The sequence below is a fragment of the Ralstonia pickettii genome (assembly GCF_030582395.1).
Classification (GTDB): domain Bacteria; phylum Pseudomonadota; class Gammaproteobacteria; order Burkholderiales; family Burkholderiaceae; genus Ralstonia; species Ralstonia pickettii_D.
The window spans coordinates 140,033-159,434 of the sequence record NZ_CP104381.1; the positions used below are offsets into that span (position 1 = coordinate 140,033).

Sequence of the window (19,402 nt, forward strand, 5' to 3'; positions counted from 1 at the left end):
CCCGTCATCGCGTCGTTTATCCTCTGCAATCTGTTTCATTCCCATCTCTCATTCCCATACCAAGCGAGGAGCAGTTCATGGCAATTCAAGTCGTCGGCATCGTCGGTGCCGGAACAATGGGCAACGGCATTGCGCAAGCGTGCGCCGTGGTCGGGCTGGATGTGGTGATGGTGGACATCAGCGATGCCGCCGTGCAGAAGGGCATTGCCACCGTGGCGGGCAGCCTGGACCGCCTCATCAAGAAAGAAAAACTGACCGAAGCCGACAAGGCCGCCGCGCTCGCCCGCATTCAGGGCTCGACTTCGTACGACGAGCTCAAGCGCGCCGACCTCGTCATCGAGGCCGCCACCGAGAACTTCGACCTGAAGGTGAAGATCCTCAAGCAGCTCGAGGCTGCCGCTGCACCGCATGCCATCGTCGCGTCGAACACGTCGTCGATCTCGATCACCAAGCTGGCCGCCGTGCTGCAAGACGCCAGCCGCTTCATCGGCATGCACTTCTTCAACCCCGTACCGATGATGGCGCTGGTGGAAGTGATCCGCGGCCTGCAGACGAGCGATGCGACGCACGCGGCGGTCGAAGCGCTGGCCAAGCAGCTCGGCAAGACGCCCATCACGGTCAAGAACAGCCCGGGCTTTGTCGTCAACCGGATCCTGTGTCCGATGATCAACGAGGCGTTCTGCGTGCTGGGCGAGGGTCTGGCTTCGCCGGAGGAGATCGACGAGGGCATGAAGCTCGGCTGCAATCACCCGATCGGCCCGCTGGCGCTGGCCGACATGATCGGCCTGGACACCATGCTGGCCGTGATGGAAGTCCTGTACACCGAATTCGGTGATCCGAAATACCGCCCCGCCATGCTGATGCGCGAAATGGTGGCCGCCGGCTACCTGGGCCGCAAGACCGGCCGTGGCGTGTACGACTATCGCAAGTGAACCCTCCCCCTCCGTCTCACACCGCATCGGAGCCGTCCATGTCCATCTATCCGTATCAGGTGCTGTGGGCCGACCTGGACGGCAACCAGCACCTCAAGAACACGCGCTACATCGACTACGCGTCGCACAGCCGCTTTCGTTTTCTGACCGAGCAGGGCTTCGGGCCGAAGGCCTTTGCGCAGCACAAGCTCGGGCCGGTGGTGTTCGAAGATCGCGTCAGCTACCGCAAGGAACTGCGCCTCATGGACACCTTTACCGTCAGCGTGGAGACCGCTGGCCGCAACGAGCGCGGTTCGCGTTTCATCATGGTCAACCGCATCCGCGATGAAGCGGGCGACCTGTGTGCCGAAATCACCAGCATGTGCGCGTGGTTTGACCTTGCCGAGCGCAAAGTTGCCGCGCCACCTCCGGCGCTGTTCGACGTGATGGAACGCACGCCCCGTACGGACGACTATCGGCTGCTGTAACGGCTGTCCGCCAACTGTCAGGCCGGATTCGCGCAAACTGTCTGCAAGTGTGCATGGAGACGGTGTGGCGGTGCGTTGAAGATGACGCATCGCCAGACCGTTTTTTTTCTTCCCCAACACTTCGGACGCCACCATGTCGCGCTACGCCTTCCGCCTGCTCAACGTCTTTGCCGAATCCACTTTTGGCGGCAACCAGCTCGCCGTGTTTGAAGACGGCCGCGGCCTGGACGACGCCACCATGCAGGCCATCGGACGCCAGTTCAACCTGTCCGAAATCACCTTCATCTTTCCCGACGAGGCCGATGGCGCCACGGCGCGCTTCCGCATCTTCACGCCCGATTACGAGATGCCGTTTGCCGGCCACCCGTCGCTGGGGACCGCGCAGGTGGTGCGCGAGCTGTATGGCCCCGGTAACGAACTGACGCTGCGTTGCCAGTCGGGCATCGTGTCGCTGACGGCGCAGGACGAGGGGTGGTCGCTCGTGCCGCCGCGTTCGGGCGCGTTGAATACGCTCGAAGCCGATCCGGGCATTGCCAAGATGCTGGGGCTGGACGCCGATGCGCTGGCGGGCGCGCCGCTGTGGATTGACGCGGGCATCGAGCAACTGATGGTGCCGGTCAAGACGCGCGCCGATGTGGAGCGTGCCCGGCCCGACCCCTCAGCCTTCGACGCGTGGCCGCGCAGCCGCAATGATGGGCGCAATGCCTACGTCTTCACCATGCCCGCGCCCGGCAGCGACGGCCCGGTGGTCTCGCGCTTCTTCTTCGAATACGGTGCCGGCCTCTGGGAAGACCCCGGCACCGGCTCGGCGTGCGCCAACCTGGGCGGCTGGCTGCGCGCAACGGGCCATGCCTTGCCGGCAACCTACCGCATCGAGCAGGGCGCAGCAGTCGGGCGCCCATGCCACCTCACGCTGCGGGTGGATGCCGACGGCACGATCCACGTCGGCGGCCGCGTGATCGAAATCGGCCGCGGCACGTTGACGATTTGATCGGTTGACTAGGCGGCGCTGGCAGACGGTGTGAGCTGCTTGCAGAAGAACGTCGTCCCGCAGAACGCGCCGTCGGGCATCAGCGCGTAGTTGGGCACCACGCCGACGCGTTGCCAGCCGGCGCGCGCATATAGCCGCTCGGCATCGCCGCCTGTCACCGTGTCGGGCACGAGTACCGTCTTGCGCTCGGCGCGTGCCTCATCTTCGATGGCGGCCATCAACCGCTGCGCGACACCCTGACGGCGCGCGCGGCGATGCACGAGCATCTTCGCGACGTCCGCACGGTGCGGCTGGTTTTCCGGCTGCGCCAGCACCAACTGCACCGTGCCCAGGATGTCGCCCGCCGCGTCTTCGGCAATCAGCAGGGCGCGCTCGCCGCGCGTCACGCCTTCGGCCACATTGCGCCAGAACGCCTGCGCCTTGTCGCGAGACAACGGCGACATGAAGCTGACGGAAGCGCCACCCTCTACGCAATCGATCAGCAGATCGGCCAACGCATCCACGCACGCGCTTGCCTCGTTGGCGCCCACGCGCCGAATGGTCAGGGTGTCGCTCATCAAGGTCTCCAGTGGCCAGCGGACACGGTTGTCAGCGCGACGAGATAGCGGGCTGGCCGCCGCGTGGGGTTGTAATAGACGATCGGGCGGTCCAGCCGCATGGTCAGGCAATCGCCTGCATTGAGGCGCCAGTGCGCGTCGCCCACGGTCATTTCCATCGTGCCTTCGATGATCCAAACCTGCTGGTGGATTTCGGCATCGCGCGCGCCGGTGTCATAGGCGACGCGCTCGCCGGGCGGAAAGTGGACCTCGACGAGCTGCAGCGGCGAACGCGCTGCCGGCGACAGGTTGCGCCGCACGTAGCCGGAGGCGGGGTCGGTCCACTCCGGCTGCTCCGCCGCGCGCGATACGGGCGAGGGCTCCACGGCCGGCGCCGCACCGTCTTCGAACAGCGAGGCCAGCGTCACGCCCAGCGCGGAGCTGAGCCGATCGAGCACCGCAGCGGTCGGGCTGCTCTGACCGCGCTCGATCAGGGAGATGGCCGATCGGCTGACCTGGCTGCGTTCGGCCAGCGCGTCGAGCGAGAGGCTCTGGGCGTCGCGCAGTTCGCGCAGGCGCTGGGCGATACGTTGATGGATGTCCATGTCATCCAGTTTAGTGGAAATGCTTTTCTAGTAAACTGGAATTTGAGACCAGCGACTGATCTTGCCTGGCCCGTGCTGGGGTGCCGCGGTGGATGGTGGTCAAAAAATGGCGATGCGCTCGATCGGTGCCACGGGATTCCGCTGTAACCGGGCGCGCCCCGCACGCGCTACGCAGACCCGTGAGTGCTGCCGGCACGCTCGAAGAGCCAGGCGATGAATAGGTTAAGCGGCTGGTCGTCAGCGGCTTGGCGATACAGGCAATGAAAGGGCGGCCCTTCCAGCCTGACCTCGGGAAACAGCATGACGAGACGTCCGCGATTGACGTCATCCTGAATGACGACCCGCGGGGCCAGGCAGATCCCCAATCCACTGATCGCAGCCTTTACCAGCAGGGCGAATTCGTCATAGAACGGCCCGCGCAACGTCTCGCCGATCGGGATCCCTGCCTGGTGAAACCAGTACTGCCACGCCTGCGGCAAGCCGGCGTAGTGCAGCAGCGGGGCATGACGCAAGTCAGACGGCGCATGCACGGCCGCCAGCGCAGGATGATGCGGTGCGCAGACCGGTACCGCTACGTTTGGCACCAGCGGCTTCGACACGAATCCGCGACGCCGCAACTCCGGCGTGTAGCGTCGAATCACCGCGTCGCTCGATTCGTCGATGCGATCGACCTCGGCGTCAGGCGTGGATATCAGCTCAATGTCGATGCCTGGGTGCTGCGCATGAAAATGAGCCAAATGTCCAAGCAACCAGCCATGAGCGAACGACGATGAAGTGTTGACCCGGATCTGGCGCCGGTCTGGCGCTTCGAACATGTGTTCCGTGGCCTCGGTCAGGCGGCCAATGCAACTGGCGACGTCGACCAAGTAGTGCCGCGCCCGCAGCGTGAGGCGCAGCGATCGTCCATCACGCTCGAAGAGCTTCTGCCCAAAGAACGTTTCAAGCACGCGAATCTGCTGTGCGATCGCGCTTTGCGTCACGTTCAACTCTCGGGCGGCAAGGGTCAGGCTTTTCAGGCGTCCAGCAGCTTCAAAGCTGCGCAAAGCATTGAGAGGAGGGAGTCGGCGCATGGCGCGATGTCAAAGAACAGCTAAAGCGTCTGGTAAAAAAACTCGTTTGTGGTGAAGAAACAGGCTTTCTATCATAGGCGCCACACAGGACCGGAAGATGATGATTGCATTACCCAGCCTACGTAAAGCACCGGAGCAGCCCCTAGCGCGGTGGCCCGTTCCGTCTCGTGACTGGGCGCCGCCATGTCCGCGTTCAGCCACCCGATGGCTTGCAGTGGCCGCTGCCCACCTCATGTTGATCGCCTGCTCAGGGCCGCCTGCGAACGAACGTGTGACCGGGAGGGGTGGCACGCTGGTGCGATACAGCTCCCGCCAGGTCAGTGTGGACCTGACCAATACGGAGCAACAGAGCCTGCGCACGATGCGAGATCGGACGTACGCGAATCACCCTTCCGATGTGCTGCACGCGGTGGGCAAAGCCTTGTCGGACATGGGGTACGCGCCCGTGTCGGTCGACAACGAAACCGGGCTGGTAGAGGCAGGGCATAGCGAAACGCTGGTACCGAAGTGGCGCCAACTGATGCGCGGCCTGCTCAAAAACTACAGCGGCATGTTTCCGGCCAAGCCCGATCACGAACGTATATCAGCGGTCGTGGCTGTCAAGGCTGGTGCGGACGGGCAGACAACGCTTGTGCGCGCGAGGTTTGACAGGACGGTGTGGGACAGCAACGGCGATGCACGTACGAAGACCGTGCTGCAGCGGGACGTCTATGAAGGCTTTTTTACAGTTGTGGATGCGGCGCTATGTGCGAGTGCCTGCAAGGGGCAGCCGTAAGCAACCCGCTGCGTGCGCAGACACATGCATCACCCGCACCCCGCCCGCCCGGTCGGCGAGTGGTATCTGCTAATACCGCAGCTGCACGGTCGGCGGCAGCCACGAGCCGTCAAGCGCCGCCTCCTTCGGCCACGTAAGCTGCATGCGCAGCAGGAACGGTCCGGTGGGCGGCGGCAGCCAGTTGTTGCGCATGCCTTTGGGCGGCGCACGCTGGATCAGGATGTCGAGCGAGCCGTCGCGGTTCAGGCGCGGGTGGTCGGCTTCGCTCAGCATGTTGCGCAGGCTCGGTCGCTCCGCAGCGCTGCGCGGTTGCACGCCGGCGGATAACGCGGCGATGGCCCAGCCGGCGTTCTCCGGGGGCAGCTGGTTGCGCTCGAAATGCAGGACATAGCGGTGCGTGCTGTCCAGCGCCATGCCATTGGTGTCGGTCTTTGCGGTGGCGACGAGCATGTCCTGCGGCAGGTCGGTGCCGCCGCCGTTCCACGCGACGATGGCGCGCTGCGCGTAGTCCAGCCCATAGGCGCCGACCATGCGCGGGATGAACCAGCCGTTCTGCGTGATGGACGGCTGCTTCACGGCCAGCGAGAGGGTCTCCCGCGCTGCCGCCACGCCGCCATCCATCACCTTCAGGTTGGCGGCGCTTACTGCCTTGGCGTCGAATGGCGCACCGGGCACGATGCCCAGATCACGCAGCGATTGCAGCATCGTCGAATCGGCCGCGTGCGGTGGATTGTCCTTCAGCAGCTCGGCAAAGCGCGTGAAGTAACTATTGGCATCGAGCGCGGTGACGCGGCGACGGGCCGCCTCCACGCTGACGTCGAGGTCGGTGGCCTTGTCGGTGTTCACCTTGGCCTCGGCTTCGGCCTCACGCAGGGACGTTTTGCCGAAGGCGTCCAGCGCGGTGATGCGGTAGCGGTCCTGCACGCGGCGCGCGGCGGCAAGGTCGCGCGGGCCGGCGACTTGCGTGCGAGCGACCACCCACACGAGATTGGTCGGCGCGGCAATCTGCTTGACGCCGGCCGGCAGCGTGCCTTCCCAGCCAGGCGGCGTGAGGGCGTAGTGCGCGGCCCGCGGCCCCGTGGTGCGGTTGCCGAGTGACTCGAACACGTCGCTCCATCCGTCGTGCAGCGCCACCCAGATGTGGCGGCGCCCGGCCTCGGGCAGGCTCAGGACGACCGGGCCGTTGCGCAAATCGACGAAGGCGCTGCTGGCGAGCACGTCTACCCGGGCGCGCACGCCGGTCGGCAGGGTTTCGTCTTCCAGCGTGCGCTGATGCATGAACGTGCCGGCGGGCGCCAGCGCGGACGTGGTTTGCAGCAGCGCGTCGGTCATCATCAACGGAAACGCGTAGACGTAAGCCGAGCGCACGAGCGCTTCGTTCGGCTGCGGCAGACGTTGTTCGATGGGAGCCGTGGTTGCGGTGTTCTGGGCAGAGCAACCGGCCAGGCCCAGGGTGATCGCCCAGGCCACCACGCTCAGCGCCACGGCGGCCAGCTGGGTAAGCGGGCGCGCGGGCGCAGGGCAGTGCGTCATCTTGTTCTCCTTTTGTCGTCGGTGCGCGCAACAGGAAAGCAGACGCCTGTCGGTCATCCCCCCACGGATGCCTGCGCATACGGTTGCGCGACTGCCGATCCCGCGGCGCCGCGCATGTCGTATCTTGAATCTTTGGAATGTAGAAGCGCTGGCAGCGCAAGTCAATTCAAGTGCAGCGGGGCACGCATGCGTGGGTTTGCGCAGCTGCGTTTCAGAGGCGCAGGTGCAGCGCAAGACGCAACTTTGCCGCGTCGTACTCGGCCTTCATGCGCGCCACGATTTCGGCGGCGGGCGGCAGATCGGCAATCTGACCCACGCCCTGGCCGGCACCCCAGATGTCTTTCCATGCCTTGGCGCGCGAGCTGCTGTCGCCAAAGTTCATCTTCGATTTGTCGGCCTCGGGCAGGGCGGCTGGGTCCAAGCCTGCGAGTTCGATGCTTTCGCGGATGTAGTTGCCGTGCACGCCAGTAAAGAGATTGGTGTAGATGATGTCCGACGCGGCCGCGCGCAAGATGGCCTGCTTGTAGCTTTCGGCGGCGTGGGCCTCCTGACTGGCGATGAAACGTGTGCCGATGTAGGCAAGGTCGGCGCCCATGGCCTGCGCGGCCAGGATGGCATCGCCCGTGGCAATGGCGCCCGACAGCGCGATCGGCCCGTCAAAGATGCGCCGTACCTCGCCCACCAGCGCAAACGGCGACAGCGTGCCGGCATGCCCGCCCGCCCCAGCAGCCACCAGGATGAGGCCGTCGACGCCCGCTTCCAGGGCCTTTTCGGCATGGCGCAGGTTGATCACATCGTGCAGCACGATGCCGCCGTAGCTGTGCACGGCATCGAGGATCTCCTTGACGGGCGCGCGCAGCGAGGTGATGAAGATCGGCACCTTGTGCTTGACGCAGGTGGCCACGTCCTGCTCCAGCCGCGCATTCGAGTGGTGAACGATTTGGTTGACGGCGATCGGCCCTACCACTTCGTGCGGATGCGCGGTGCGGTACGTCGCCAGTTCCTCGTTCATCCGCGTGAGCCAGTCGTCCAGCACCTCGGCCGGGCGCGCATTGAGCGCCGGAAATGCCCCCACGATGCCGGCCTTGCATTGCGCCAACACCAGTTCCGGATAGCTGACGATGAACATCGGTGAACCGATGACGGGCAGCGTCAGGTGCTGCAGCGCGGGCGGAAGATGCTTGGCGGCGGGCATGACGTCTCCTGGTTTGGCGAACCGGCACGACAGGGCAGAGCCTGTCGTCCGATTATAGGAACGATCCCGCACGCCGCCGTGCGCGGTCACGCCGCAGGGCTCAGACGTGAGCGTGCTGCGCCAGCAGTTCGATGAAGGTACGGTTGAAGGCAGGCAGGTCGTCGGGTTTGCGGCTGCTGACCCAGTTGCGGTCGGTCACCACTTCACGGTCTACCCACGTGCCGCCGGCATTGCGGATGTCGTCCTGCAGCGTCGGCCAGCTTGTCAGCGTGCGGCCCCGCACCAGTCCGGCAGACACCATCAGCCACGGCCCGTGGCAGATCACGGCGATGGGCTTCTGCGCATCCTCGAACGCTTTCACGAATGCCTGTGCGGCGGGCACGACGCGCAGCGCATCGGCATTGAAGACCCCGCCCGGAAGTACCAGGCCATCGAAGTCTTCTGCCTTGGCCTGGTCCAGCGTCAGGTCCACTTTGAACGTATCGCCCTTGTCGGCGTGGTGCAGGCCCGTCACGCTGGGGCCTTTCGGCGCAATGATGCTGACCGTGGCACCGGCGCCTTCCAGCGCCTGCCGGGGGCTGGCCAGTTCGGCCTGCTCGAACAGGTCGTCGACGAGGATGGCGATGCGCAAGTCATGCAATTGGGTCATGGTGAACTCCTAATCAGGGACATCGAAAGAAGAGAGCGGCAGTGGATGGTTTCGCAACGCACGTGCCCGCTCTGCGCTAGCATGCGGAGCATTCGCCACGCATCACTTCAACCACGATCGATCCCCGGAGACTTGCATGACCACGCCGCTTTCCATCGATGCCGCCACCGCTGCCGCAGATGCTGCGCTGTTTCCCGGCTTCCGTCCGTTTCGCCAGGTGGCCAACGGGGTGGAAATTGCGGGGGTGATCGGCGGCAGCGGTCCGCCGCTGCTATTGCTGCACGGCCATCCGCAAAGCCATGTGATCTGGCACAAGGTCGCGCAGGAACTGGCGCACGATTACACCGTCGTCGCGACCGATCTGCGCGGCTATGGCGCCTCGTCCAAACCGGCCGGCAGCGCCCGGCACGCGGAATACAGCAAGCGCACCATGGCGCAGGACCAGGTGGAGGTGATGCGCGCGCTCGGCTTCGGCCGCTTCCGGCTGTGCGCGCATGACCGCGGGGCGCGTGTGGCGCATCGGCTGTGTGTCGATCACCCCGTCCACGTCGAGCGCGCCATGCTGCTCGACATCGCCCCCACGCTGGCGATGTACGAAAACACCGACATGGCGTTTGCGTCTGCCTACTGGCACTGGTTTTTCCTGATCCAGCCGTCGCCGTTTCCTGAAACGCTCATCAACGCCACGCCCGATTTCTACATCGGCAAGCTGATGGGCCTGCGCCACGCAGGGCTCGAACCGTTCGCCCCGGAGGCGATGGCGACCTACGCCGCTGCCATGCGCGAGCCCGCCTGCGTGCACGCCATGTGCGAGGACTACCGCGCCGCCGCCACCATCGACCTCGAACATGATCGCGCCGACCGCGACGCAGGCAAGCGCGTGAGCGTGCCGCTGCGTGTGCTGTGGGGCGAGCATGGCGTGATCCAACGCTGCTTCAAGCCGTTGGAGTTGTGGAAAGCGGTGGCGGACGACGTGAGCGGCGGAACGGTGCCGTGCGGGCACTACGTGCCGGAGGAAGCGCCGGAGGCCTTGCTCGAGGAGATGCGCGCGTACTTCGCCTGATCCGAGCTATGTGCTCCAAGGTATCCTTCGACATTTGAGCAGCGCTTGTCCCTGTACCAGATATGGTTGTATAGAAACCCAAGGTAAAAGACATGGTAGTGACACACCTCCGACTCAAGAACTGGCGGAATTTCCGTGATGTTGATGTCCCCCTTCGTGAGAGAACTTATCTCCTGGGGGCGAATGCATCGGGCAAATCGAACTTCTTGGATGTTTTCCGGTTTCTCCGTGATATCAGCAAGCCTCAAGGCGGCGGACTTCAGAAAGCTATTCATGACCGCGGGGGAATCCAAAAGCTCCGTTGCTTGCATGCCCGCCGGGATCCTGAGGTGCGGATCGAGGTAACGCTAGCCGAAACTTCTGACGATGAGCCGATGTGGAAGTACATATTGGGCTTTAAATCAGAGGGAAAGGGCGCGCAACGTACATTGATCTCAGATGAGCAGGTGTGGCACAAAGGAGTGCGCCTACTGAATCGCCCCGATCCGGGGGACAAGCGGGACGCTATGCGTTTGACACAAACTGCACTGGAGCAGATTCAAGTCAATACGGAGTTTCGTGACCTGGCTATTTTTTTTGGTGAGGCTACCTATCTGCACTTGGTACCCCAGTTGCTCAAATACGGTGATCAGATCGGCGGCCAGCGGCTGGAGGAAGACCCGTTTGGGCAGGGGTTCCTTGAGCGCATCGCGAAAACCGCCCCAAAGGTCCGCGATTCGCGTTTGAAGAAAATTCAGACTGCACTTGCTTTGGCTGTGCCCCAATTCAAGGAGCTGCACTTCGTCCCCGATAAAGTCAACGGGCGCCCCCACCTAGAGGCAATGTACACCCATCACCGACCCAACGCAGGGTGGCAACGAGAAGAACAATTCTCAGACGGTACGTTGCGCCTGCTAGGACTGCTTTGGGTATTGCTCGAAGGAGACTCTCTGCTTCTTCTCGAAGAACCGGAGCTGTCGCTGAATGACGCGATAGTACGAGAGATTCCCAATCTACTTCAACGAGTACAGCGCGACCGAAAGAAGCGATCACGCCAAGTTTTAATTAGCACACATAGCGAGGCGTTACTTAGTAACCCCGGGATCGATGGTCGCGGAGTACTGCTACTTGATCCGACGGGGAATGGAACCATGGTGCGGCCGATAAATGAAAAAGAGAGATTCTCTCTTGAGCATGGATTGTCCGTTGCAGAGGTTGTTCTGCCAAAAACGCATCCATCGTCAGCAGCTCAATTGGGGCTCTGGTGATGGTTTGGATAGTGCTCGCGACAGAGGACGAATTGAGTGAGCAGGTCGGGATGTGCCTTGCCGATGAAATTGGTTTGGAAGTTGGTTCCAAACTAAGGCGAGGGGGCAACGGATATCTGAGGAGCCGTATTCCAAATTTTTGCCAGATGGCTCATACCCAACCTGTTCTCTTAATCACTGACTTGGACCGAATGGAGTGCCCCTCAGTTTTGATGCGAGAATGGCTGGGGCAGCGGGAGAAACCACCTGCATTTCTGTTTCGGGTGGCAGTTCGTGAAATCGAGTCGTGGCTTCTAGCTGATCACCACGCAATGCGAGGACTGCTTGGCCCTAAAACCCCCAAGCTGCCTGATGCCCCGGATACCTTGGCAGACCCCAAACAGGAGCTCTTGCGTATTGCTCGAAGAGCGCCTCGAGATGTTCGAGACGATCTTGTCATACAGGCAGGGACTGTAGCGTCGCAGGGTCTGGGTTATAACGCTCGACTTTGCGCATGGGTACGCGAAAGTTGGAATGCGAGTCGGGCGGCGGAACGCTCACCTAGTCTGCAGAGGGCGAGAGTCCGGCTTCGAGAACTGCTGGATTGAATAACTGAGGTCGGGCGCAGGATCAGGGACCATGTTCTTACAACTCAGCCCACTCCCGCAGCAGGTTGTGATACGTCCCCGTCAACGCAATGACGGACGGGTCGTCCTGCCCCAGCAGCCCCATCAGCCGCTGCAGTTCCGTGTCCATCTGGAACAGCAGCGTGCGATGCGCATCGCTGCGCACCATGCTCTGCAACCAGAAGAACGAGCAAACGCGCGCACCGCGCGTCACCGGCGTCACGCGGTGCAGGCTGCTGCTCGGGTAGAGCACCATGTCGCCCGCCGCAAGTTTGGCGCGGTGTTCGCCAAAGGTATCGTCGATGACGAGTTCGCCGCCGTCGTAGTCTTCGGGCTCGGTCAGGAACAGCGTGCAGGAGAGGTCGCTGCGGATGCGGAAAGCGGTGCCGCGCAGATGGCGCACGGCGTTGTCGACGTGGTTGCCGAAGGTCTGGCCGCCCGCATACCGGTTGAACAGCGGCGGAAACACCTTGAGCGGCAACGCGGCGGAGAAGAACAGCGTATTGGCGGAAAGCGCATCCTGGATCAAGGTGCCGGCCTCGCGCGCAGCCGGCGAGCCTTCGGGTAGTTGCATGTTGTGCTTCACCTGGCCCGACTGGGCGCCAGCCGTGACCTTGCCGTCCACCCACTCGGCAGCGTCGATCGTGGCGCGGCACTGCGCGACCTGTTCCTTGGTCAGGACGTTGGGAATCTTCAGCAACATGGAGAAGGGGTGTTCAGCACGCAGGCCAGCGCACGCAGACGCGCATCGGGATGGCCGGCGAGAAAGTCATGGGCCTTCGCGAGGAAGGCCGGTGTGGCGGTGCGCGGTACGGCTTGCATCCAGGCGAGGGCGTCGTCTGCGCGGTTGGTGAGTGCGAGCAGGCGCGCAGCGTTGAACTGGCCGCGGAAGTCGCCGCCCTCTGCAGCAAGCAGATAGCAGCGCAGGGCCATCGCGGTGTCGGCATCGACCTCCCAGCCGTCTTCATAGAAGCCGCCCAGCACGTTGATCGACTTGGCGTGCCCTTGCGCGGCCGCAGCCTGGAAGCGTGCGAACGCGCGAGCGCGGTCTGCCGCGATGCCGCGCCCGAGTAGCAACTGCGTCGCGTAGTTGTACTGGCCCCAGTCGAGGCCGGCGTCCGCAGCGCGGGCGTACCAGTGCGTGGCGGTCTTGTCGCAGGCGGGCGCGCCCCAGCCGTGCTCATAGCAGCGACCGAGCATGTTGGCGGCCATGGCATGGCCCGCCAGCGCGGCCGTCTTGAACCAGAACAACGCTTCGGCCGGGTTGCGTTCAACGCCGCGGCCATCGAGCAGCCATTGGCCGAAGATGGCCTGCGCTTCCGCGTGCCCGCGCCGGGCGGCTGCCGCCAGCCAGCGCGCGGCGCGGTCAGCGGGGCCGGTCAGCACGGCGTGGATGGCATCGACCACCGCAGGATCGGCTCCGGCGGCTGCGGCGGTTGCAGCGTCGGCCGGCATCAGTAGCGAATGCCCAGCGTCAGGATGGCCGTGCGGCCCGGCGCCAGCGATGCGTAATGCGATGCATACGCCTGATTGAAGTACACCTTGTCGAACACGTTCTGCACATTCAGCTGCAGCGTGGTGTGCTTGTCGATGCGGTAGGCTGCCATGGCGTCAAAGCGCCAGTAGGCCGGCACCCACTTCGGGTTGGCGGGGTTGGCGCTGCCCCACACCTTCGAGACGTAATACGCGCCGCCGCCGAGTGTGAGCTTCGGCATCGGCTGATAGGTCGTCCACAGGCTGAAGCTGTTCTTTGGCGTGTTGGGGAAGGCCGTTCCGTTGGTGCCGCCGAAGGCTGCGCCGGCGCCGCCGTTGTTGCGCAGTTCGCTCTTCAGATACGTGTAGCCCCCGAACACCTGCCAGCGGTTGGTCAGCGCGCCCGACCAACCTAGCTCGAAGCCGTCGACGCGCTTGTTGCCAGCCATGGCAGCGGTGCCGTCCTGCAGCACGATGCGTGCATTCGTCGTTTCAACGCGGAAGATGGCGGCAGTCAGCGCAAGCTTGCTGTCAAGCACGTTCCACTTGGTGCCGAGTTCGTAGGCGCGGTTCTTTTCCGGGGCGAGCACGTCCCCGCGATTGCCGGAGCGGTCAGGCGTGAGCGCGCTGGTATCGGCACCCTGGCCCGCCACCGACCCCGATGGTGTCGACGATGTGCCGTACGCCAGATAAATGCTGCCGTTCTGCGCAGGCTTGAACACGAGGCCCAGCTGGTAGTTCAGCAGGTTGTCATCGCGCGAGAAGCTCGAACGCACGCCTTGCGCATTCGCCGACGTGGTGGCCGATGCCGAATAGCGATCAAAGCGCAGCCCGCCGTTGACTTGCCACCGTGGCGACAGCTCGATCGTGTCGAACACATACGCCGATTGCGTGCGCACCGTCGTCTCTGCCGGATTGTTGCTGAGCTTGATGCTGCCGGCCCATGGGTCGTTCGGGTTTGGGTTGAACAGATCCGCGCAGTTGTAGCCGCCCGCCGCGCCGATGCCGTTGGGGCAGCGGTTGCTGCCGGTGGCCACGTTGTAGGTGTCGTTGCGGCTGCGCTCGCGCGAGAACTCCAGGCCGGCCGCATAGCTGTGCTTGAGGCCGCCGGTGATGAACTTGCCGGTCGCTTCCGTCTGGTTGGCGACAGTGTTGGCCACCGAATAGCGTGAATTGGCGCGGCGCCAGACCATGCCGTAGTAGATGTTGCCCTGGCTGTCGTCGGGCTGCGTCCAGATCGTGTCTTGGCTCGTGCGGGCAATGCGCATGGTGTTGCGCAGCTTCAGCGCGCTCGACACATCGTGCTCCAGCGTGAAGGTGCCCATGTCGACGCGGTCGCGGCGGAAATCACGCGACAGGCCGTAGTAGACATTGCGGTCGACATTCACGGGCGCGCCGTCGCCGGGGCCGAACAGCTGCGGGCGGCCGTCGGTGCGCCGGTTGAACGTGCCGTTGTTGTACGGAATGCCGGTGTCGGGCGTGTCGTTCGATTGGAGGTGGTAGTACGACAGCGTCGCCCGCGTGGGCGTGCCCAGCCCAAAGGCGATGGACGGCGCAATGCCCCAGCGGCTGAAGCTCGTCACGTCACGGCCCGCAACGGCGGCGTCGTGCGCCATCGCGTTCAGGCGGAACGCGGCGTGCTCGCCGATCTGGTAGTTGCCGTCGGCCGTGGCCCGCTTGTACGCCGCGTTGCCGACCGACAGCGTGCCCTCGGTGAAGTGCTCCAGCTTCGGCGTCTTGGTGACGATGTTGACCGCCCCGCCTGCCGCGCCGCGGCCTTCATACGCACCCGACGGGCCCTTGATGACTTCCACCGATTCCACGTTGAACATCTCGCGCGATTGCGCACCGATGTCGCGCAGCCCGTCGAGGAAGGTGCTGGCCTGCGCGTCGTAGCCGCGGATAAACGGACGATCGCCGACGGGGTTGCCGCCTTCGCCGGCGCCAAACGCGATGCCCGGCACCGTGCGCAGCGCCTCGGTGAGCGTGACCGAGCCGGTGCCCTGCAATACCTCAGCGGGGATCACCGTGACGGACTTGGGCGTATCGAGCAGCGGCGCGGTGAATTTGCCGCCCGAGGCCGCATCCGCCTTGAAGCCGTTGGTGCCGGTCACGGTCTGCTCGGGCAGGGTGGCGGACACGGCGTCTTTCTTCGTGTCGGCCAGTGCCGGCGCTGAAACCACGGCGAAGCTCATCGCGCCGGTCAGATAACCCACCACCGAAAGTTCGGTGCGCTTGCGTTCGATCTGTGCTGCAGACATGACGTGGTGCCACTCCCCTGAAAGTTTTCGTCACATGTTTGTTGTAAATGAGAATTGTTATCGTTTACATGTGAACGAGTCAATGCGCCGGCTGGCAAATTGCTTACGGCTGCAGCAGGATCGTCATATAAATCATGGGGTTAGAAGGCCCCCGTGCCGCTGTAGAAAATTGTTGAGGGCAATGGCACGCGAACGCTTTCATTTTTTCAATCAAATGATTTAGTATTGCCGGGCAGGTTCTCCAACCGAATCCCTTTTCCAGGCGAGCATCGCGTGAGCACGGACCCGGAACTCCTCATCGAGCGGCGCGGCCAGGCGCTGTGGTTGACCATTCAGCGCGAAGATCGCCGCAATGCGATCAGCGCCGCCGTGCTTGAAGCGCTCACAGCTGCATTGGCTGACGCCAGCCGCAACACTTCTGTGCGCGCCGTGGTGCTGACCGGCACCGGCATGCGTGCCTTCTGTGCCGGCGCGGATCTGCAGACCGGACAGTCCTTTCGCTTCGACTATTCCCAGCCGCATCAGGCCCTGGCGGATCTGTTTCGCCAGGCGCGCCGCTGCACCGTGCCGCTCATCGCCCGCGTGAACGGCGCGTGCATGGCGGGCGGCATGGGCTTGCTGGCGATGTGCGATCTGGCGGTGGCCAGCCGCCGCGCCACGTTCGGGCTCCCGGAAGTGAAGGTCGGCGTGTTTCCGGCGCAGGTGCTGGCCGTGCTGCAGCACCACTTGCCGCGCAGCGTGCTGAACGAGTTGTGCCTGACGGGCGAACCGATGAACGCAGACCGCGCGCTCGCAGTCGGCCTCGTCAACGAAGTCGCGGAGCCTGAAGCGCTGGATGCAGCAGTCGACGCATTGCTCGCGCGGCTGGTCGACAAATCGCCGTCGGCCATCCGGCGCGGGCTGTACACGCTCAAGCAGGTTGAATCGCTCAGCTTCGAGCAGGCCATTGCATTTACCGAAAGCCAGATCGGCCTGTTCGCCCTGACCGAAGACGCGCAGGAGGGCCAAGCCGCCTTTCGGGAAAAGCGCGCGCCCAACTGGACGGGCCGCTGACATGCGCAAAGACACCATTTCCGTCGGCGGGGCCAGCGGCTTCTGGGGCGACAGCGTGACCGGGCCGCTGCAGCTGGTGGCCTCCGGCCGCATCGACTTCCTCGTCTTCGATTACCTGGCCGAGCTGACCATGTCGCTGCTGGCCAGCGCGCGCATGAAAAACCCCGAGTCGGGCTATGCCACCGACTTCGTAAGCGTGGCGATGCGCGCGGTGCTCAAGGATGCGCTGGCGCAGAACATCCGCATCATCGCCAACGCGGGCGGCGTGAATCCGCGCGGATGCGCTGCGGCGCTGCAGGCGTTGGCCGATGAGCTGGGCGTGAGCGTGCGCATTGCGGTGGTTGAAGGCGACGACGTCATGCCGCTGCTGCCCACCTTGCGCGATGAAGGCGTGCGCGAATTGCAAAGCGGCCGCCCCTTGCCCGATAAGGTGGTCAGCGCGAATGCGTATCTCGGCGCATTGCCGATCAAGGCAGCGCTGGATGCGGGCGCGCAGGTTGTCATCACGGGGCGATGCGTCGACAGCGCCGTCACGCTCGGCGCGTTGATGCACCACTTCGGATGGGCGATCGACGACTACGATCGACTCGCCGCCGGCAGCCTCGCCGGGCACATCCTTGAATGCGGCTGCCAAGGCGCGGGCGGCCTGCACACCGATTGGGAAGCCGTGCCCGACTGGGCGCACAGCGGCTATCCGATCGTCGAATGCCGGGCCGACGGCAGCTTCATCGTCACCAAGCCCCACGGCACGGGCGGGCTGGTGACGCCCGCGACCGTGGGCGAACAGCTGCTCTACGAAATCGGAGACCCAGCGCGCTACGTGCTGCCGGATGTGGTGTGCGACTTCACGCAGGTGACGATGACGCAGGCCGGCGAGCATCGCGTCGAAGTGCGCGGTGCACACGGCCTCGCGCCCACGCCCGATTACAAGGTGAGCGCAACGTATGCCGATGGCTATCGCGCGACGGGCCAACTTACCATCGTCGGTATCGACGCCGATCGGAAGGCGCGCCGCACCGCCGAGGCGATTCTGGAGCGCACCCGTGGCCTGTTCCGCCAGCTCGGCCTGCCGGGCTACAGCGCAACGCACATCGAGACGCTGGGTTCGGCATATCTGTTCGGGCCGCATCAGCCCTGCGTGCCCCGTTTCGAATCGGTGATGTGGCTGGCGGTGATGCATCCGAACAAGCAGGCGCTGGAACTGTTCGCGCGCGAAATCGCCCCGGCCGGCACGTCGTGGGCGCCCGGCACGACGGGCGCAGGTGGGCGGCCGAGCGTGGTGCCTGCCATCAAGCAATACGCCTTCCTGATCGACAAGGCGCGCGTGCAGCCGCGCGTGACGTTGCTGGGCGAGGAAAGCTTCGACATCGCCGTGCCAACGGGTGGCGCCGCGCTTGAACCATCAACTGCGGTGCAGGCCTCCGTTGCATTGCCTCCCGGCCCGACGCGCGGGGTGGCTCTCATCGAACTCGCCTATGCGCGCAGCGGCGACAAGGGCGACACCTCCAATATCGGCGTCATCGCGCGTCGGCCCGAAGACCTGCCGCTGCTGCGCGCGCAACTGACCGCAGAGGCCGTCGCCGCGTATCTCGCGCACGTCGTGAAGGGGCGTGTGACGCGGTACGACTTGCCCGGCATCCACGCCCTCAACTTCGTGTGCGAACAGGCGTTGGGCGGTGGCGGCATGGCATCGCTGCGAAACGACCCGCTCGGCAAGGGCATGGCGCAGGTGCTGCTGACGATGCCGGTGCGCGTCCCGGTCGACCACCCTTGATTGACGAGGCGATCATGTACCCAGGCTTGCTCCCGTCCGACTGCTTCGATGCCGAGCACGAAACGTTTCGCGAGACCGTGCGCCGCTTCGTCGACAACGCCGTGCTGCCGCACATCGAGGCGTGGGAAGAGGCCGAGACGTTTCCGCGTGCGCTGTATCGGGAGGCGGCCGACCTGGGCTTGCTTGGCATCGGTTTCCCCGAGGAATACGGCGGCACGCCGGGCGACCTGTTTCTTGAACTGGCAATGATCGAAGAGCTGACGCGGGCGGCCAGCGGCGGCTTGCTCGCATCGCTGTTCAGCCACACGATCGGTGCACCGCCCATCGTGGCGGGCGGATCGGCAGAACTGAAGGCGCGTGTGCTGCCGCAAATCCTGGCGGGCGAGAAGATCAGCGCGCTCGCCATCACCGAGCCCTCGGGCGGCTCGGACGTCGCCAACCTCGCCACGCGCGCGGTGCGCGACGGCGATCACTACGTCGTCAACGGCAGCAAGATCTTCATCACCTCCGGCATGCGCGCCGATTACATCACCGTGGCGGTGCGTACCGGCGGGGCGGGGGCAGGTGGCATCTCCGTGCTGCTGGTGGAGGGCAATACGCCGGGCCTGACGCGCACGCCGCTCAAGAAGATGGGCTGGTGGTGCTCCGACACCGCTCAACTGCATTTCGATGATTGCCGCGTGCCGGTCGGCAACCTGCTCGGCGCAGAAAACCGCGGCTTCGAGCTGGTCATGCGCAACTTCAACCACGAACGCCTGGCGCTGGCGATGCAGGCCTACGGCCTGGCGCGCACGTGTCTGACCGAAGCCGTGGAATGGGCCACCGAGCGCGAAACCTTCGGCAAGCGTCTCGTGCAGCACCAGGTGGCGCGCCAGAAGCTGGTGGCGATGGCCACGCGCATCGAAGCCACGCGCGCCTTGCTTGAAGACCTGATGCGGCGCATGCAGGCCGGCGATGCGCCGGTCGCGCAACTATGCATGTTGAAGAACTTCGCCACGCAAGGCCTGCAATTCTGCGCCGACACTGCCGTGCAACTGCTCGGCGGCATGGGCTTCATGCGCGGCACGAAGTCGGAGCGCATCTATCGTGAAGTGAAGGTCTACATGATCGGCGGCGGGGCGGAGGAAGTCCTCAGCGACCTTGCCGCGCGCCAACTCGGCTGGGTCTAAGGGC

Annotated in this window: 18 protein-coding genes; 9 read left to right on the plus strand and 9 right to left on the minus strand. The window is 64.5% G+C overall.

Annotation, left to right across the window (positions count from 1 at the left end; genetic code table 11):
- The first annotated feature begins 77 nt into the window (after positions 1-77).
- The 3 genes from N5B55_RS00595 to N5B55_RS00605 all read left to right on the plus strand — a co-directional run bounded on the left by N5B55_RS00595 (position 78) and on the right by N5B55_RS00605 (position 2,390).
- Positions 78-932: a 3-hydroxybutyryl-CoA dehydrogenase gene (locus N5B55_RS00595; RefSeq protein WP_304538823.1), complete on the plus strand. Its 855-nt coding sequence runs from the start codon at positions 78-80 to the stop codon at positions 930-932.
- Between the two features lie 38 nt (positions 933-970).
- Positions 971-1,399 (plus strand): acyl-CoA thioesterase, encoded by a 429-nt coding sequence (locus N5B55_RS00600; protein WP_304538824.1) that lies wholly within the window; start codon positions 971-973, stop codon positions 1,397-1,399.
- A gap of 133 nt (positions 1,400-1,532) precedes the next feature.
- Positions 1,533-2,390, plus strand: a complete 858-nt coding sequence (locus tag N5B55_RS00605) for a PhzF family phenazine biosynthesis protein (protein WP_304538825.1) — start codon at positions 1,533-1,535, stop codon at positions 2,388-2,390.
- A gap of 8 nt (positions 2,391-2,398) precedes the next feature.
- Here the strand turns inward: N5B55_RS00605 and N5B55_RS00610 are convergent, their stop codons facing one another.
- The 3 genes from N5B55_RS00610 to N5B55_RS00620 form a co-directional block, all read right to left on the minus strand.
- Positions 2,399-2,947, minus strand: a complete 549-nt coding sequence (locus N5B55_RS00610; RefSeq protein ID WP_304538826.1) for a GNAT family N-acetyltransferase — start codon at positions 2,945-2,947, stop codon at positions 2,399-2,401.
- Complete coding sequence (locus N5B55_RS00615; protein ID WP_304538827.1) at positions 2,947-3,531, minus strand: helix-turn-helix domain-containing protein; 585 nt, start codon at positions 3,529-3,531, stop codon at positions 2,947-2,949. The genes N5B55_RS00610 and N5B55_RS00615 overlap by 1 nt, the downstream gene beginning before the upstream one ends.
- Before the next feature lie 167 nt (positions 3,532-3,698).
- Complete coding sequence (locus N5B55_RS00620) at positions 3,699-4,574, minus strand: LysR substrate-binding domain-containing protein (protein ID WP_304538828.1); 876 nt, start codon at positions 4,572-4,574, stop codon at positions 3,699-3,701.
- A 322-nt stretch (positions 4,575-4,896) separates the two neighbouring features.
- Between N5B55_RS00620 and N5B55_RS00625 the strand changes: the two genes are divergently transcribed.
- Positions 4,897-5,376 carry a hypothetical protein gene (locus N5B55_RS00625; protein WP_254659174.1) on the plus strand — a complete coding sequence of 160 codons (480 nt, stop codon included), beginning with the start codon at positions 4,897-4,899 and terminating at the stop codon, positions 5,374-5,376.
- A 69-nt stretch (positions 5,377-5,445) separates the two neighbouring features.
- Here N5B55_RS00625 and N5B55_RS00630 read toward each other — a convergent pair whose 3' ends face one another.
- The 3 genes from N5B55_RS00630 to N5B55_RS00640 all read right to left on the minus strand — a co-directional run bounded on the left by N5B55_RS00630 (position 5,446) and on the right by N5B55_RS00640 (position 8,753).
- A complete protein-coding gene (locus N5B55_RS00630) occupies positions 5,446-6,909 on the minus strand; it encodes a DUF1254 domain-containing protein (protein ID WP_304538829.1) in 1,464 nt (487 codons plus the stop codon).
- A gap of 211 nt (positions 6,910-7,120) precedes the next feature.
- Positions 7,121-8,104: an NAD(P)H-dependent flavin oxidoreductase gene (locus tag N5B55_RS00635; RefSeq protein WP_065860209.1), complete on the minus strand. Its 984-nt coding sequence runs from the start codon at positions 8,102-8,104 to the stop codon at positions 7,121-7,123.
- Between the two features lie 100 nt (positions 8,105-8,204).
- Complete coding sequence (locus N5B55_RS00640) at positions 8,205-8,753, minus strand: type 1 glutamine amidotransferase domain-containing protein (RefSeq protein ID WP_012760933.1); 549 nt, start codon at positions 8,751-8,753, stop codon at positions 8,205-8,207.
- A 136-nt stretch (positions 8,754-8,889) separates the two neighbouring features.
- Between N5B55_RS00640 and N5B55_RS00645 the strand changes: the two genes are divergently transcribed.
- Together N5B55_RS00645 and N5B55_RS00650 are read left to right on the plus strand one after the other, a co-directional pair.
- The gene (locus N5B55_RS00645; RefSeq protein ID WP_012760934.1) at positions 8,890-9,816 is read left to right on the plus strand and encodes an alpha/beta fold hydrolase; all 927 of its coding nucleotides are present in this window, start codon (positions 8,890-8,892) and stop codon (positions 9,814-9,816) included.
- Between the two features lie 92 nt (positions 9,817-9,908).
- On the plus strand, positions 9,909-11,063 hold the full coding sequence (locus N5B55_RS00650; protein ID WP_304538830.1) for an AAA family ATPase: 1,155 nt from the start codon (positions 9,909-9,911) through the stop codon (positions 11,061-11,063).
- A gap of 624 nt (positions 11,064-11,687) precedes the next feature.
- Here N5B55_RS00650 and N5B55_RS00655 read toward each other — a convergent pair.
- Genes N5B55_RS00655 through N5B55_RS00665 form a run of 3 tightly spaced genes read right to left on the minus strand, consistent with a single transcriptional unit; the run spans position 11,688 to position 15,402 of the window.
- Positions 11,688-12,371, minus strand: a complete 684-nt coding sequence (locus N5B55_RS00655; RefSeq protein ID WP_304538831.1) for a Fe2+-dependent dioxygenase — start codon at positions 12,369-12,371, stop codon at positions 11,688-11,690.
- Positions 12,362-13,123: a tetratricopeptide repeat protein gene (locus tag N5B55_RS00660; protein ID WP_154206202.1), complete on the minus strand. Its 762-nt coding sequence runs from the start codon at positions 13,121-13,123 to the stop codon at positions 12,362-12,364. The genes N5B55_RS00655 and N5B55_RS00660 overlap by 10 nt, the downstream gene beginning before the upstream one ends.
- A complete protein-coding gene (locus N5B55_RS00665) occupies positions 13,123-15,402 on the minus strand; it encodes a TonB-dependent receptor (protein ID WP_304538832.1) in 2,280 nt (759 codons plus the stop codon). Before N5B55_RS00665 ends, N5B55_RS00660 begins: the two co-directional genes overlap by 1 nt.
- Before the next feature lie 273 nt (positions 15,403-15,675).
- Between N5B55_RS00665 and N5B55_RS00670 the strand changes: the two genes are divergently transcribed.
- The 3 genes from N5B55_RS00670 to N5B55_RS00680 are packed head-to-tail and all read left to right on the plus strand — an operon-like array spanning position 15,676 to position 19,398.
- On the plus strand, positions 15,676-16,455 hold the full coding sequence (locus N5B55_RS00670) for an enoyl-CoA hydratase/isomerase family protein (RefSeq protein ID WP_304538833.1): 780 nt from the start codon (positions 15,676-15,678) through the stop codon (positions 16,453-16,455).
- A gap of 1 nt (position 16,456) precedes the next feature.
- Positions 16,457-18,229 carry an acyclic terpene utilization AtuA family protein gene (locus N5B55_RS00675; RefSeq protein WP_304538834.1) on the plus strand — a complete coding sequence of 591 codons (1,773 nt, stop codon included), beginning with the start codon at positions 16,457-16,459 and terminating at the stop codon, positions 18,227-18,229.
- 14 nt (positions 18,230-18,243) lie between these two features.
- On the plus strand, positions 18,244-19,398 hold the full coding sequence (locus N5B55_RS00680) for an acyl-CoA dehydrogenase family protein (protein WP_304538835.1): 1,155 nt from the start codon (positions 18,244-18,246) through the stop codon (positions 19,396-19,398).
- The last annotated feature ends 4 nt before the right edge of the window (positions 19,399-19,402 follow it).

Bases quoted from the DNA above. Each gene is read 5' to 3' on its own strand.
- N5B55_RS00615 (WP_304538827.1), bottom strand. From the start codon at position 3,531: ATGGACATCCATCAACGTATCGCCCAGCGCCTGCGCGAACTGCGCGAC.
- N5B55_RS00645 (WP_012760934.1), top strand. From the start codon at position 8,890: ATGACCACGCCGCTTTCCATCGATGCCGCCACCGCTGCCGCAGATGCT.
- N5B55_RS00650 (WP_304538830.1), top strand. From the start codon at position 9,909: ATGGTAGTGACACACCTCCGACTCAAGAACTGGCGGAATTTCCGTGAT.
- N5B55_RS00680 (WP_304538835.1), top strand. From the start codon at position 18,244: ATGTACCCAGGCTTGCTCCCGTCCGACTGCTTCGATGCCGAGCACGAA.
- N5B55_RS00675 (WP_304538834.1), top strand. From the start codon at position 16,457: ATGCGCAAAGACACCATTTCCGTCGGCGGGGCCAGCGGCTTCTGGGGC.
- N5B55_RS00610 (WP_304538826.1), bottom strand. From the start codon at position 2,947: ATGAGCGACACCCTGACCATTCGGCGCGTGGGCGCCAACGAGGCAAGC.
- N5B55_RS00605 (WP_304538825.1), top strand. From the start codon at position 1,533: ATGTCGCGCTACGCCTTCCGCCTGCTCAACGTCTTTGCCGAATCCACT.
- N5B55_RS00660 (WP_154206202.1), bottom strand. From the start codon at position 13,123: ATGCCGGCCGACGCTGCAACCGCCGCAGCCGCCGGAGCCGATCCTGCG.
- N5B55_RS00640 (WP_012760933.1), bottom strand. From the start codon at position 8,753: ATGACCCAATTGCATGACTTGCGCATCGCCATCCTCGTCGACGACCTG.
- N5B55_RS00655 (WP_304538831.1), bottom strand. From the start codon at position 12,371: ATGTTGCTGAAGATTCCCAACGTCCTGACCAAGGAACAGGTCGCGCAG.
- N5B55_RS00630 (WP_304538829.1), bottom strand. From the start codon at position 6,909: ATGACGCACTGCCCTGCGCCCGCGCGCCCGCTTACCCAGCTGGCCGCC.
- N5B55_RS00665 (WP_304538832.1), bottom strand. From the start codon at position 15,402: ATGTCTGCAGCACAGATCGAACGCAAGCGCACCGAACTTTCGGTGGTG.
- N5B55_RS00595 (WP_304538823.1), top strand. From the start codon at position 78: ATGGCAATTCAAGTCGTCGGCATCGTCGGTGCCGGAACAATGGGCAAC.
- N5B55_RS00635 (WP_065860209.1), bottom strand. From the start codon at position 8,104: ATGCCCGCCGCCAAGCATCTTCCGCCCGCGCTGCAGCACCTGACGCTG.
- N5B55_RS00600 (WP_304538824.1), top strand. From the start codon at position 971: ATGTCCATCTATCCGTATCAGGTGCTGTGGGCCGACCTGGACGGCAAC.